7 protein-coding genes are annotated in these 14,067 nt (G+C 53.4%); 6 read left to right on the top strand and 1 reads right to left on the bottom strand.

Annotated features, from left to right (window positions below):
- Window positions 1-160 precede the first annotated feature (160 nt).
- The 6 genes from DC28_RS15530 (at window position 161) to DC28_RS08835 (ending at window position 9,636) form a co-directional block, all read left to right on the top strand.
- Window positions 161-739, top strand: a complete 579-nt coding sequence (locus DC28_RS15530; RefSeq protein WP_052078672.1) for a TetR/AcrR family transcriptional regulator — start codon at window positions 161-163, stop codon at window positions 737-739.
- Window positions 736-2,016 carry an efflux RND transporter periplasmic adaptor subunit gene (locus tag DC28_RS08855; protein WP_037547841.1) on the top strand — a complete coding sequence of 427 codons (1,281 nt, stop codon included), beginning with the start codon at window positions 736-738 and terminating at the stop codon, window positions 2,014-2,016. Before DC28_RS15530 ends, DC28_RS08855 begins: the two co-directional genes overlap by 4 nt.
- On the top strand, window positions 2,013-5,198 hold the full coding sequence (locus DC28_RS08850; RefSeq protein WP_037547839.1) for an efflux RND transporter permease subunit: 3,186 nt from the start codon (window positions 2,013-2,015) through the stop codon (window positions 5,196-5,198). The genes DC28_RS08855 and DC28_RS08850 overlap by 4 nt, the downstream gene beginning before the upstream one ends.
- Window positions 5,195-6,352 (top strand): hypothetical protein, encoded by a 1,158-nt coding sequence (locus DC28_RS08845; RefSeq protein ID WP_037547837.1) that lies wholly within the window; start codon window positions 5,195-5,197, stop codon window positions 6,350-6,352. Before DC28_RS08850 ends, DC28_RS08845 begins: the two co-directional genes overlap by 4 nt.
- A gap of 20 nt (window positions 6,353-6,372) precedes the next feature.
- The gene (locus tag DC28_RS08840; protein WP_037547835.1) at window positions 6,373-7,818 is read left to right on the top strand and encodes a TolC family protein; all 1,446 of its coding nucleotides are present in this window, start codon (window positions 6,373-6,375) and stop codon (window positions 7,816-7,818) included.
- Between the two features lie 72 nt (window positions 7,819-7,890).
- Window positions 7,891-9,636 (top strand): PP2C family protein-serine/threonine phosphatase, encoded by a 1,746-nt coding sequence (locus DC28_RS08835; protein ID WP_037547833.1) that lies wholly within the window; start codon window positions 7,891-7,893, stop codon window positions 9,634-9,636.
- Window positions 9,637-10,017: 381 nt separating this feature from the next.
- On the opposite strand, the gene DC28_RS08830 is transcribed toward DC28_RS08835, so the two are convergent.
- Window positions 10,018-13,638: an alpha-amylase family glycosyl hydrolase gene (locus tag DC28_RS08830; protein ID WP_037547831.1), complete on the bottom strand. Its 3,621-nt coding sequence runs from the start codon at window positions 13,636-13,638 to the stop codon at window positions 10,018-10,020.
- Window positions 13,639-14,067: the final 429 nt, after the last annotated feature.

Raw genomic sequence — 14,067 nt, 5'->3', positions numbered from 1 at the left:
AGCCTTTAATCTCACCCTTGGGTGGTGTCGCCGGGGTGCAATGTTACAACCTTTTGCGCACTAGGAAATTTTTCAGGGGCGGCAGTTGTTTTTTTAAACGGCATTCAGTATATTTAGATATTACTGAACACTAATTCAAAAAATCAAGGATACGTACGATATGGCTCGCCACCAGGATGACGAAAAGAGGACAAGAATCCTTCAATCGGCTATACAAGCCTTCGGTGAAAAGGGTTTTACCACCACCACCATGAAAGATATCGCCGAACAGGCTGATATTGCGCCGGGGTCGATATACACCTACTTTCGGGACAAAGAGGTACTCTTCATTTCTGCGGTAGATACCGTTTGGAAGCAATTTCACCAGGGGTTGGCCGCTATTCTTAAGGAACAGGAAACCTTTTCCAGCCAACTAGATGCCATGTTGGACTACGGCTTTGATCTGCTGAAAGAACTGCACCCCTTGGTCCGGGGAATGTACCAGGAAGCGAACCGTTTGAATCTCTTCCACAAAAACCTGGTCAAACTTGCCAAACAGCTGTCCTTCTTTTTTGAACGGGCAGATGAGGATAAATACACCCTATCCCGGTTCGATAAACGTAACCGGATGTATCTCCTGAAGGTTTGGATATCGGGCATGTTATTCACCCTATCCTCCCTCCCCTTCGAGCGTATTGATGGGGAGATTGAACGGCAGAAGAGCGTTATCAGAAAGGCATTATTGGTTCACACCCCATGAAAAGATCATTACGTATCGGTGCTATCTCCCTTATTCCCCTGGCCTTCATAGGTCTGGTGATTTTCCAACTCGTCCAGAACAGAGATCCGGAAATCCAGTTCCGGCCGACCCCCGTCCTGACCGGTTTTCCGGAGGTAATGGATCTTCAGGAAAGCCTTCAGTACTCGGGTAACCTGAAGCCGGAACGTACCACCAACATTATCCCCAAAATTTCCGGCAGGATTCTTGATATTCCGGTAAACGAGGGTGCTGTCGTGCAGCGAGGGCAGCTCTTGGTACAGCAGGAAGATGATGTTGTTCGGCTCCAGGCTGCCCAGGCACGGTCAGCCTGGTTGGCGGCTCAGGCCCAGTACGAGAAGGCCCAGCAAGGAGCCCGTCCCGAAGAAATCGCGTCCGCCCGGGCCAGCGTTCAACAAGCCCGGTCAAATCTCCAAAACGCGAGAACCAACCTCGAACGTACCGCCAACCTCTTCGAGGCCGGAGCCATATCCCGGTCAGCCTATGAAGATGCACAAACACGGTTCTCCTCGGCACAAACCGAGGTTGAAAACGCCCAGCGCAGCCTGCAGCTGCTCGAAGAGGGGGTACGCAGTGAGGATCTGGCCTCGGCACTTGCCAATGCTGAAGCCGCTGAGCGGCAATACGAACTCGCCGAGCTACAACGGTCCTATTCCCAGATACACAGTCCGGTAACCGGGCGTATTGTGTCCATTCATGTGGAAGAGGGGAACCTGGTAGGACCCCAATCACCTGTCATGACCATAATCAGCGATGATGTCATATTCGCCACTCTAAACCTTCCGGAACGACTCTACGGCAGGGTTGCCCTATCGGATTCGGCTATTTCGGTTGCGGTAAAGCCCATTGCCTATCCCCAGGAACCTCCCTTCCAGGGAACGATAAGCCGCATAGGAACCATCCTGAATCCCGCCACCCGTACCTTTGAGGTAGAGATTGCCGTTGACAACCAGTCGGAGCTGTTGAGGCCCGGAATGTATGTAAATGCGCGGCTAACATTGGATACCATACCAGATGCCTTGGTTGTACCGGACTCAGCGGTGTTACAACGGGAAACCCGTTACCTTGTCTTCTCCGTGGAGGAACAAGATGACGGCTCCTGGAATGCCCGGATGCATCCCGTGGTTCCGGGGATCTCCAGCAACGGGTATACCCAGATTCTGGAAGGAATTACACCGGAAGATAGAATAATTATCGAAGGGAATTCTTTCTTGGAAGACGGCCAGGAGGTCTCCCTGATTCAGGAGGGGAATTCGTGAGTATTCCCAGTTTATCCGTTAAGCATCCGGTTACTGCTGCAATGGTATTCTCGGGGTTTTTTATCCTGGGACTTCTCTCGTTAACAAGGATCGGCCAGGAGCTGTTTCCCGATGTGGAATTTCCCACCATTGTTGCTGTTACGGTAAGTCCGGGTGTGGGTCCCCGGGAGGTTGAGGCTCAGATCAGCATTCCCATAGAGGGTGCTGTGGCGGGTCTCAGCGGAGTGGAATCCATATCGTCTACCAGCCTGGATAGCGCCAGCCAGGTGGTGGTGGGCTTCGCCAGCGGAACCGACCTTACCCTGGCGGTTACCGAGGTACGGGAGGCTCTGACGGCTGTTGAGGGGCAGTTCCCCGAAGGAACGGAGCGACCCCAGCTTTTCCGGTTCAGCGCCAACCAACTGCCCTCTCTGCGGTTGAATTTATACACAAAAACACCGGGTATAAATATCCGAAGTCTTGCCGAGGATGCAATTGTTCCTCAATTGGAACGGATTCCCGGGGTAGCTCAGGTCTCGTTATTCGGTGGAAAAGAAGAAGCCGTTTTGGTGGAATTGGATTTGGATAGTCTGAATAAGCTCGCAATTCCGGTGACCCAGGTAATGCAGGTGTTCCAGGGAGAAAACGTCAGTCTGCCCGGAGGTACGATTCGCCTGGATGATCAGACCATCATCCTCCGTACCACCGGGGAGTTTCTATCCCTGAATGATATCGGTAATGTGCTGGTGGGCACCGCCGGAAATAGTCCCGTCTTCCTCAGCGACATTGCATCCATCACCCTGGGATATAAACCCCAGGAAGAGTACCTCAATACCGGGGGCTACGAAGGGCTTCGTCTTAATATCCAGAAACAATCGGGCTACAACACGGTTCAGGTGAACGAGGCGGTGCTGGAAAAGCTGGATGATCTCAAGAAAAATCTACCGCCCTCTATTGAAATAGAGATTCAGGAAGATCAGGCAGTTCAGGTACGGGCAAGTATCGGGGGTGTAGCCGATTCTGCTTGGCAAGGAGGGCTTTTAGCGATCCTGGTACTGCTGTTTTTCCTGCGGAATATCCGGTCCACCATCATCATTTCCATGGTGATTCCGGTATCCGTAATTGCTACCTTTTCCCTGATTGACTTCGGCGGTATGACCCTGAACATTACAAGCCTGCTGGGAATAACCCTAGCCATCGGTATGTTTGTTGATAACGCTATTGTCGTCCTTGAATCGATCTACCGGAAACAGCTTCAGGGATTATCTCCCCATGATGCTGCCATTGAAGGCGCCGAGGAGGTTAGCCAGGCTATTACGGCATCCACCCTCACATCCATGGCGGTATTCCTGCCGATGTTATTTGTGGAGGGATTAGCCGGCGCTCTGTTCCAGGACCTCTCCTTGACGATCAGCTTCAGTCTTGCGGTTTCCCTAATTGCAGCCTTGGGGATGATTCCGGTCCTCTGCAGCCGCTTTCTCCATGTGGGCAAGGTAAGCCTGACTCAGCGGCAGAAAGCCGAAGGCGAACATCATGAGCTGTCCCTGGCGGATGTGGAGGTTATCAGTAAGAACAGGATTATTACTGCCCTCAGCGGCACCATTCAGAAGATCCTTCAATGGCTGGATGCGGGATATGAACGGCTCATTTCCACAGCAATCCGTAACCCCGGATGGGTCTTCGGTAGCGCCCTGGTGCTCCTTGGGTTGAGCCTGGGCTCCATCTTCCTACTGGGAATGGAATTCTTACCCGAGGCCGATGAGGGGTCATTCCAGGTAACCATTGAAACCCGGGTGGGATCTCCCCATGATTTTACCGCCGGGAAGGTCGCATCCATTGAACAGATTATTCGTGCTGAAGCCGGAGAGTACATCGAGACCATGGCAAGCCGAGTCGGTGAAGGCGGCAGCCATTTCGGGGCCATCTCCGTTAAGCTCCTCGACAAGGATAAGCGTCCGGTGGATATTTGGGAGCTCACCAATGCTATTAACCGGCGGGTGAGCGAGGAAGTAATGGACATAAAACACAGCATCGAGATCCTCGGCATGGCATCCCTGGCAGGAATGGCCAGCGGAACCGGGAATACCCCCATTGCTATGGAGCTTTCCGGGGATTCCATCGATGCGATGTACGATTATGGCTCGCGTATCGTGGGGGCTATGGAGAAAATTCCGGGGATCCGCAGTCCCCGGCTGGACTACAGCCTGGGAAAACCGGAACTACAGTTTAAAATTCGACGCCGCGAAGCGGTAAGCCTCGGACTGAATCCTTTGCAGATCGCCGGTACCATCCGAACTGCCTACAACGGCTATACGGCCACCACCTTTACGGCCGACGGCCAGGACTACGATGTGCTGCTATTACTCCGCGAGGCGGACCGCAACGATGTTGAACGCATTCGTGAGATTACCTTTTACAACCAGGCTGGATCCGCCATCCCCCTAGAAAATGTAGTAGAACTGGTTGAAGACCAGGGACCTGTGTCTATTCAGCGGAAGGACCGGGTACGGGTTATTTCCGCCGTGGCCGGAACCACGGGGGAACGGCCCCTCAATCGGATCACCGAGGATGTTGAACAAGCCATCGCCGATCTCGGTCCGCCGCCAGTGGGGGTTAGTTTAAGCATCGAAGGGGCCAGCGCGGAAATGACCAGCAGCTTCGAGAGCCTCTTTTTCGCCCTGATTCTTGCCGTCATGCTGGTTTACATGGTTATGGCAAGCCAGTTTGAAAGCCTTGTTAAGCCCATAATCGTAATGTTCAGCGTTCCCTTCGCCATCATCGGCCTAACGGCAGCCCTGCTTATTACCAACACCACCTTCAATATTCTGTCCTTTACCGGGGCCATTCTGCTGGTGGGGATTGTGGTAAACAACGCCATCGTGCTGTTGGACTACATGTCGGTTCTTCAGCAGCGGGGGGTACCCCTGGAGCAGGCTATTATCCAGGGGGGAAGAACCCGTTTGAAGCCCATTCTCATGACCACGACCACCACCATTCTCGGACTCTTTCCCATGTCCCTGGGATTCGGCATCGGCTCTGAGCTCAGGGCTCCCATGGCACGCGCCGTGGTGGGAGGGCTGACCACCTCTACCCTCATTACCCTGGTGCTCATTCCGACCATCTACTGGCTCGTGGAAGCCAGAATTAAGCCCTGGATCCGCAGGCATTCGAATCACCCTATCCAAGAAGGAGACAATCCATGAAAAACCTCATCCCCCCGGCCGTACTGCTCCTGATAATTCTGGTGTTCTCAGGCTGCACCAACTACTACGGTGCTTCCGTCCAGGGCTTCGTGAAGGACGCCGAATCCTCCGGAGGAATAAACGGGGCGACCATCTATCTCTTTGATAGCGATCCGGCGGATCTGGCAGAAGACGCCTATGCCGATTCCGCCATTACCAGCGTTGCCTCGGTTACCCAGAACGGCCAGGACGGCTACTTCACTTCCCGGGTATTCTGGGAAACCTCCATGGGCCGGTTCTGGCCCGATGCCGACTCGGGAACCATTTACCTTATAGTCCTCCATGAGGATTACCAGACCACCTTCATGACCCATAAGGGGGTCCTTTCTGACGGTTCCAATACCATTCCCGACATCCTGATGCCCAGGGCGCGTCTTAAGGCGCCGATAATCCAGGGCCAGGTGGTGAACCAGTCCGGTTCGGGAACCAACGGCGTCCGGGTTCTGTTAACCCAGACGGATGTGCCGGATAACGAATACGCCGTGCGGACGGGGAATAATGAACAGGGGGAAGGGGGATTCTACCGCTTTGAGGAGGTCAGCTGGCTTACCGAAGACGAGAGTAAAGAAACCGAGTTTATCATTTCCGTGGATGACGAGACCTACGAATCCTCGGATACGGTGACCATCACGGTCCAGGAATCCACCGATGACGATGAACTGCTGCCCGTGCCGGGTTCTCCCATCGAGCTGACCCGGAAACCCGTAACCGGCTTTTCCACCAGTGTTTCGGGGTACGCGTACCGGGAGACCTCCAGTGGTGATGCGGTGCCCGTTCAGGGTATCGAGGTGCAGGTATCCTTTACGAAGGCCGGAGGCGGAACCGCGGTTCAGAAAACGACCACCGGGCAGAACGGTCGCTTTTCACTGACGGTATCTTGGCATGATTCCACTCCCGGGGACTACGGTGCCGAGGATGCGGATGACACCCCAGCCCCGGAAATCCCGGCGGGGGAGGACGGTCTGACGGTAACCATCACCTACACGAATCCGGGATCGAGCGAGTTGATTGATCCGGCAGACGGAATCCAGAAAACCACCTTCTCCCAGGATTTTGACATCAGCTCCCACCAGGATCCCTACTACCTACCCGATCTACGGGTCGTGATTCCGTAATGATTATGCGTGGAGTACCGATGAACCCACCCCCCCTGCGCCGGCATCCCGTCAGCCGGCGTGCTGTAGCCAGAGTTTCCTTCGGTCTACTCTGGGGTATTCTGTGGATTACCCAGACCTGGACGGGGTGGAGCATTACCCTGGAGGAACTGACCGTCCGTGCCATGGACCATTCCCCGGTGCTGCAGGACTCCGCCATTGCCCGGGAACAGGCAGGCGTTTCGGTAGACCAGGCCCGGGCCCGCTACTGGCCGACCATCGAGCTTTCCAGTTCAGCAAGCTATCTGGCGAATCCTCCTGAGGGAGTTACTATTTCCCAGGGGCAGCTGGGCACCAGCCCGGCGCCGAACTCGACCTTTCCGGTTCCCGTACCGAACCAGGATATTGTGCTGGTCCCCGATCCGGAGTCTACCTACTTTCAGTTGAAACTCAACCTAACCCAGCCCATCTTCACCTGGGGAAAGATCAACCTCGGAAAAGCAGCAGCCGAACACGGATATGCTGCGGCGGCCTCATCCCAGCTCCGTTCCCAGCAGGAACTGAAGCGCGACATTACCAAGGCCTACTACGGATTAATTAGCACCGTGAAGAGCAGGGAAATCCTCTTGGAAGCCCAGGATCTCTTAACCCAGATCGTACAGGACCGGGAACAATCCTTCGCCCAGGGTTCTATTAACCGGGAATCGCTCCTCGAGGCCCGACAGAATCTTGCGGCCATTACAACCCAGGCAGCCATCGCCCGGGCGGGCATTCAGCAGTCCCGCCTGAGCCTGGCCTACCTCTCCGGTTCGGATCAACTAACCCTAGATGATATCCTGGTTGGGGATCCTACCCTCCCGATACCCGATCCGGAGGTGCTTCCTGGGGTGGAGGATCTACCAGATCTCGTCGCCCGGGCCAAGACCCACAATCCCCTCTTTGCAAGCCTGGGACACCAAATTCAGCAGGCTGAGGCCGGAATCACCATTCAGAAGCGTACAAATTCCTGGTTCCCTGACCTAGGTCTATCGGTAGCTCTTGAATTAACAGGGCAGCGATTTCCGGGAATTCCCAATTGGTATAACACCTGGGATGCCAACCTAACCGTATCGGTAGGTACCAGCATCCGTATGCTGGACGGCGGCGCCCAGGCTGCTAAGGTAAAACAAGCAGGCCTGCAGCGGGATCAGGCCGCAGCCGCCCTTTCCCAGTTGAACCAGAGCTTGGAACTCCAGGTTATGACAGCCCTGGAAGCACTCATCCGCAGCCGGGAGCAGTATACCCTCAGTTCCGCCCAGCTGGAATTTGCCTTGGAGCAGGAAAAAAACGCCCGGGTCAGCTTCGAAAATCAGCTGATAACCCGGGAACAGTATCAAGGGGCTCAAATACAGGTAATAAACCGCCGGCTAGAGCAGTTAGGGCACAGCTTCTCCATTCAAAATGCCCTTGCTGACCTTGAATTTTTACTCGGCGTAGACATAGAATGACAGCACGGATTCGAAGAATAACAGGGCGCTTGACCCAGGGCATCCCAATTCTTCGGAATCCGGGAGGAATTTTTGCACGGAACTAGTCATTTTGAGCAACTTCGGCATGATCTACGCACCTACCTAAACCACATTACCGGGTATAGCGACATTATCCGGACAGATGCTCGTGAGTACGGGAAGGTTGAGTTCATCCCAGGCCTTGAACAAATCGCGAAAAAGGCCGAGAAGGTTCGAAAACTTATCTCTTTTTTCTTTGATGATGATACCGATCTATTAGCCATCGCAACGCCCGAGGACATCCGCAAGGCTTTTTATGTTCCCCTGGTACAAATAATCTCCGACGCCCGTAGGCTCCTGGTTCTGTTTAGAAGTCAGGAGCCAATTTTTATCCGAGATATGGAACAGCTGTTGGCCGTCGCTAACCAGATGCTCGATCTTGTAGAAGCAGAAATAATCGATCTGCAGTTGGAGGATCTCAGAAACCGACAACGCCCCCCCGCGCTCAAAAATCCCCCGAAAGAAAAGAAACCCCTCAGTATCGAGGATATTCCAAGTTTCAGAGAGTTTGAGGGTGAGGTCGGGGAGGATCTGGCCGGAGAGAAGGCACGAATCATCGGAAAAATCCTTATCGTCGATGACAGCCCGGCCAGCCAGAATCTACTAACCCGGCATCTTTCCGCCCTGGGCCACACGACCATACCCATGAACTCCGGCGAGGAAGCCTTGGAGTATCTCCAAAATAATACCGTTGATATAATAATCCTGGATGTCCTCATGCCGGGAATGACCGGGTATCAGGTCCTCCGGGAGCTCAAGCGGGATGAAGCCCTTCGGGATATTCCCGTAATTATGATTTCCAGTCTCGACAGCTCTGAGAGCGTGGCCCAGTGCATTAAGCTCGGCGCAGAGGACTACCTGCCCAAGGATTTTGAACCATCAATCCTCTGGGCCAGAATTGACGCATCCCTGGAGCGAAAACGCCTTCAAGAACAACAAGAAATCTACCTTCAGGCCATCATTGAGAGCCAACAAGCCCTGGCCGGCGAATTATCGGACGCAGCCCACTACATATCGAGTCTACTGCCCAAACCCATTACCACTCCCGAGGTCGAAACCGGCCTCACCTTCATTCCTTCCGCCCAGCTGGGGGGAGACTACGCCGGCCATTACTGGCTGGATTCCCACACCCTTTCTCTCTTTGTTCTCGATGTAAGCGGCCACGGTATTAAATCTGCGCTGCTTTCGGTGAGTCTGTCCAACGCCCTCAATAATCGGGCTGTACCTGGTGCGGATTTTTACAACCCCGGAGATTTGTTAACAAAACTCAACCAGAGCTTCCAGAGCGAAGCGGAGGTGAATGCCTTCTTCACTATCTGGTACGGCGTCCTGGATGTAGAGACAGGACATCTAAAATACGCCAGCGGTGGCGCTCCTCCGGCCCTGCTTATTCGTCCCCCGGCTCCGGTTATCACCGCATCCCCAGATCATCCCCCTCAGAATCTCCCTGAACCAGAAATATTCACTCTGAATACCCAGGATGTGTTGATGGGGGCCGACGACGAACACGAATACCAGACCGGATCGTTCCAGATGCAGTCCCAGGATTATCTGTATGTGTTCTCAGACGGAATTTTCGAGATTGCCCGACCCAACGGAAGAATGCTCGGCCTCCAGGAGTTCACCCGGTTATTACCTCTATTGCGGAATAGGGCTCAAGCCAACCTCGACGAGGTGGTAAACCAGGTGCGAGCTCTGTCCATGAGCGATCACTTCGACGATGATATCAGCCTATTGGCCCTACAGGTTCTCAGGTAATTCCCAAGAACCTAGGTACTGCCCGCGAATGGTACGAGTCCGGCTTTGCCCACCGAATCCCTAGGGATGACCATCCCCCCAAAAGCCCCTGAATACCGGGGGTAATCGGAAGTGCGCAAAAAGCTGGTAATCTTTCAGGCCAGCGGCACTATCCCGGGTCGGGTGCCGGAGTGAACCACCATATCTGGTGTAGTTTACAACCTTTTGCGCACTCTATAGGTAATCAGGGGCTCACCAAAGAGGCTCTATATACTTGTTCTTCGCGTATTAGATCGTGTCCAGACGGTTGTGTCTTCCGTTACTGAAGACTCTCCCCCTAGGGGAGCCCTAGGGGGAACCGCCGAATCCTAGGTCCTCTACATCCATCCTTCTACGCACTAGTTAGGGCTTAGTTCCATCCTTACCCTTTGCCTTCGAACCCGGGGCCTTCTTTTTTGCGGCCGTGGATGCACCCTTTCCAGAGGGTTTACCATCCTTCGATCCTGGCTTCGGTTTTTTAGCCTTTGGATCGGAGGTGTTTTTCTTTACGGTTTTAGAATTGGCCCTCTGTTTCGGTTTGGACTGCTCTACAAGCTCTAAGAGTCTGTTAAGATCATACCCCGAGGCCTCCATAGCCGAAAGCCATTCGATACTGCGCTGGTAACTCTTCCGTACCCCAGAAACGGTAACCGATTTTCCCTGGAGGAGATGGTATACACAGGCCCACCAGGCAAAATCCTCCATTCCTTCCTTTCGGTACCAAACTACACCATCGTAATAGTTGGCACCGATGAATTCTACGACGGCATGAATGTCCAAGGCGCCGACCAGATCCTCACGCGCCGGGATCTCGGATGCCCAAGATTCATAGGACTCAATCCATTTGAACAGAACCTCAAGCTGGAGTGGCTTCTGGGTGATTTCCTGAATCTTCCCTTCCAAATACCACTCGTCATCCTGTTCACCCAGGGCTGCCAGGATCACAAAGGCAGAAAGGGTTAGCCCTACGGGCTCTCCAGCTGACGAGCCGAAGGATTCACTCCCGGTTGAACCGAAGAGTCTCGGGGCGATGTATGTAAATTCATCCACAAGGTTGTTCTTGGCGGCTTCCTCAGAACTAGCCAACAAACGATGAATGCCCAGAATATTCTGTAAATACTGTGCATATCTGGTGGTTATCTGCTCTGGATCGGTGGATGAACTGAGGAATTCCTGTATTCCATCCAAAAATGCCTTCAAGGAATCCACAAACCATGCGATCAATTTCGGTGCTTTTCCACTTGTTATCCCCAGGAATTCCTCAAACTTTTCCAGATATTCAGGGGAGTAAAGGCTTTTAAAGCCCCGATACACTGGCTCAAGGATGATATCACGGATGGCCTGGGATATATCCTTAACCCCCCGTCCCTGGAGCTGCTCATGGAGGATCCGGTAATGACCGAATTTATTATCCTCAACCTCATGGATATTCATAAACACCTGAGAGGAATACCCATTCAATTCGATGTATAATCCGGAATGAAGGAGCTCCGTAGACTTACGGATAAACCACAACCCGCTCCGTTGTTCCCAGAGCAGCAGGTAACAGTGGTCCTCATTCCGTAAGCGAAGGGCGTTTCCCAGGGTAGTCTGACGAAACTGCTTCTCGCCGGCTTCAAGTTTTTCCACATACCCTGCCGATTGGTTTATAAAACCCCAGGTCCTTTCGTAGGAGTTATTATAGACCACCAGAGCCCGTTCCAAATCTGTTGCATTGGAATAGGCAAACACGTTCTCATTCACCCAGCCGCCGTCGCTGTAAAAATCATAGAGATAAAAATTCCGAACGTCGGCAAAGAGGTAGCGCTTTTTCATGAGGGGGAAGACATCCTGCTCATGGCGGGTAATGAGATCCTGGTCGGGTACCTCGTTAAAATATGCCCGCTGGTATTCCATTCCGTATTTCTCATGGAATCCCTCAACCTGGCCATGACCGAACATCGGCAGGCCCGGCATGGTGACCATCAGGGTGCAAACCCCGATGTACTTGTCTCCCTTCCCAAACTGGGCGACTGCCGTTTCCTCATCAGGATTATTCATGAAGTTCACAAAGCGCTTGAGAATATCCTTGTCGAACTCCAGAGTATTCTTGATGGTCTGCCTATACTTCCCGTTCTCTTCATTTTTCAACATATTCATGAAGGCAGAATTATATACCCGGTGCATCCCGAGGGTCCGTACAAAATACCCCTCCATCATCCAAAACGCCTCAGCCAGCAACAAGGTATCCGGAGCCTCCACAGCACAGCGGTCCACAACCTCCCGCCAGAACTCCTGGGGAATGGCCTGGTTAAACTCAAAATGGCTCATCCCGTGTTCGGCTCTGCTTGGAATGTCTCCGGCCCTCCCCGGCTCGGGGAACCAGAGCCGCTGGATGTGTTTCTTTGCCAGGGTCATGGCCGCATCGAACCGGATAATGGAGAAATTTCGAGCGACGTGGATAATCGTCTGAATGACTGCTTCCCGGGTATCGGGGTTCAGGTAGTTCAGCTGGGCGGTGTCATTCCACGGCATATGGGTACCATCATTACCATGGTAAATATACCGGGTGTCGCCGTTGCGGAAATCCACCCGCTTAAAGACCACAGCTGCATCACTTTGGTTGTAATAATGATCCTCCAGATAAATGCCCACATCCGGATGGGATGACAGATTCTCGCCGTTAAAGGTGTAGGATGGAAATGGGCTGTAGGGCAGCTGGAGAAATCGGTCCGGATGGTGATGCATCCAATGGCTGTCTATTCCGGTATGATTGGGTACCATATCGCTGGCAAGGCGGATACCCCGGTAGTTGCACCGCTCCCGCAAGCGCTCCAGCGCCTCCCAACCCCCCAGGGCTCCTGCAATATCGTAGTCATGCAAGGAGTAGGCTGAGGCTGCCGCTTCGGGATTTCCGCAGTGATTCTTTATCTTTCTGCTGGCATCCGACCGCTCCCACAAGCCGATGAGCCACAGACCGTTGAATCCCCTTGAAGCCAAAATATCAAGCTCCTGGTCGGGGATCTGATCCAGGGTCCGAATCTCCCGGTTATACTGTTTGGAAAGCTGATCCAACCAGACAAGCGTACTCTTAGCGATCATGACAACCTGGGGCATCCAATCCCGGTCAGGACTAAACCGCTCATACTCCTCCAGTCCGGTATAATCCATGATTGAGGTAACCGGTTTTCCCCAGAGCTTCCCCATGTTGGCGGCAAATTGGTTAACCTCATTGAGGTAATCAATCCCCCGTAGGAGGCGTAGAAAGCGATCCCCTAAAAGGTACCCCCAACGGTCCCGGATAAATTCAAGCTGTTGCTGTAATGAGTCTGGATGAGCTATGGCTGGGGATCGGAGCATATCCAGAATGGGCTGATTATCGGGCCCGAAGACAGGCTGTTTCGCGAGATAGTTTCGGATGGTGGTAATGAGATCCGAAAACTGGGTTTCTTCCACCAGAGCTTGGTGCTCAAATAAATCGGCTGCTATATCGTATCCGGGATTTTTCGACTGCAGCCACAGCATAATCCCTTCCTCCAGAGATACAGCCCAGCCTGAATCCCCTTGGGTACCGTGGTTCCCTTCCAAATACTTAGAAATGCCCATGGTTTCCCGAAAAACCGGGCCCGGAGGAAATTCCTGGGTAAAGGCCTGGATGCATTCCTGCACAGGTTTGGAACCCAGCTGTCTTTCCGCTTCAACTAGTACATCCTGAAGCATGCTCTCCCTGGTTTCCTGACGGTAGAGATGAAAAACGAAATGGTTAATTTCATCAATCAGGCCCATGGCATAGACATCCTCGGGACGAATAACCGGCTCGGGCTCACCCTGGGCCACCTTCCATTCAATGTAGCTCTTGGTGAATTCCCGAGCTGCCTTAAGGTTGGCAAAGACCAGCGGACCTTCGCTGGAGAATAATTCCTCACAGCAGTTAAGGGCCTTCCGTAATGATCCCCGGATATGGAACTCCCGCGAGACGTTGGTTGTGGTGGTAATTTCTGGCATAGCGGACTCCTTTTCTTTCAAATAACGGTCTGTAACCGTCCCCCCGTTTTCCCCAAAAAAAGGGTTACACTGTGCAGGCCCCTCCGCGGAGGAAGCTGCTACTACCAGTGTAACCCTCTTTACCGGTTCTTTGTGAACCATTTTTAGTTACTTACGCCCAGGGCAGGGTGAACCTCTCTGCCGTCGGGCCTTCCGGGTGGGTTCCGGGGTTCTGACCGAATACTCCCATGGCCCTCGCCGAGCGCGCGAAGCAATAGAGCTTTTTACCCCCCGGCTGGACTACCCTGGATCGGTTCCCGGATAAATCTACGATACTCAGGGCAGATCACAGGCTTTTACGCACTAGGTTACCAGCCGGGGACGGGCAAAGAATCTTCCGCCGAGCCAAGCTAGGACTGTGCCCGGATCCCCATGGCTCTCGGGGGATTT

Source organism: Spirochaeta lutea (assembly GCF_000758165.1).
Taxonomy (GTDB): domain Bacteria; phylum Spirochaetota; class Spirochaetia; order DSM-27196; family Salinispiraceae; genus Spirochaeta_D; species Spirochaeta_D lutea.
This window is presented reverse-complemented; position numbering and strand designations above follow the sequence as displayed.

What these genes read in the sequence shown, in the direction of transcription:
- DC28_RS15530 (WP_052078672.1), top strand. Translation starts at nt 161, where the DNA reads ATGGCTCGCCACCAGGATGACGAAAAGAGGACAAGAATCCTTCAATCG.
- DC28_RS08855 (WP_037547841.1), top strand. Translation starts at nt 736, where the DNA reads ATGAAAAGATCATTACGTATCGGTGCTATCTCCCTTATTCCCCTGGCC.
- DC28_RS08845 (WP_037547837.1), top strand. Translation starts at nt 5,195, where the DNA reads ATGAAAAACCTCATCCCCCCGGCCGTACTGCTCCTGATAATTCTGGTG.
- DC28_RS08840 (WP_037547835.1), top strand. Translation starts at nt 6,373, where the DNA reads ATGAACCCACCCCCCCTGCGCCGGCATCCCGTCAGCCGGCGTGCTGTA.
- DC28_RS08830 (WP_037547831.1), bottom strand. Translation starts at nt 13,638, where the DNA reads ATGCCAGAAATTACCACCACAACCAACGTCTCGCGGGAGTTCCATATC.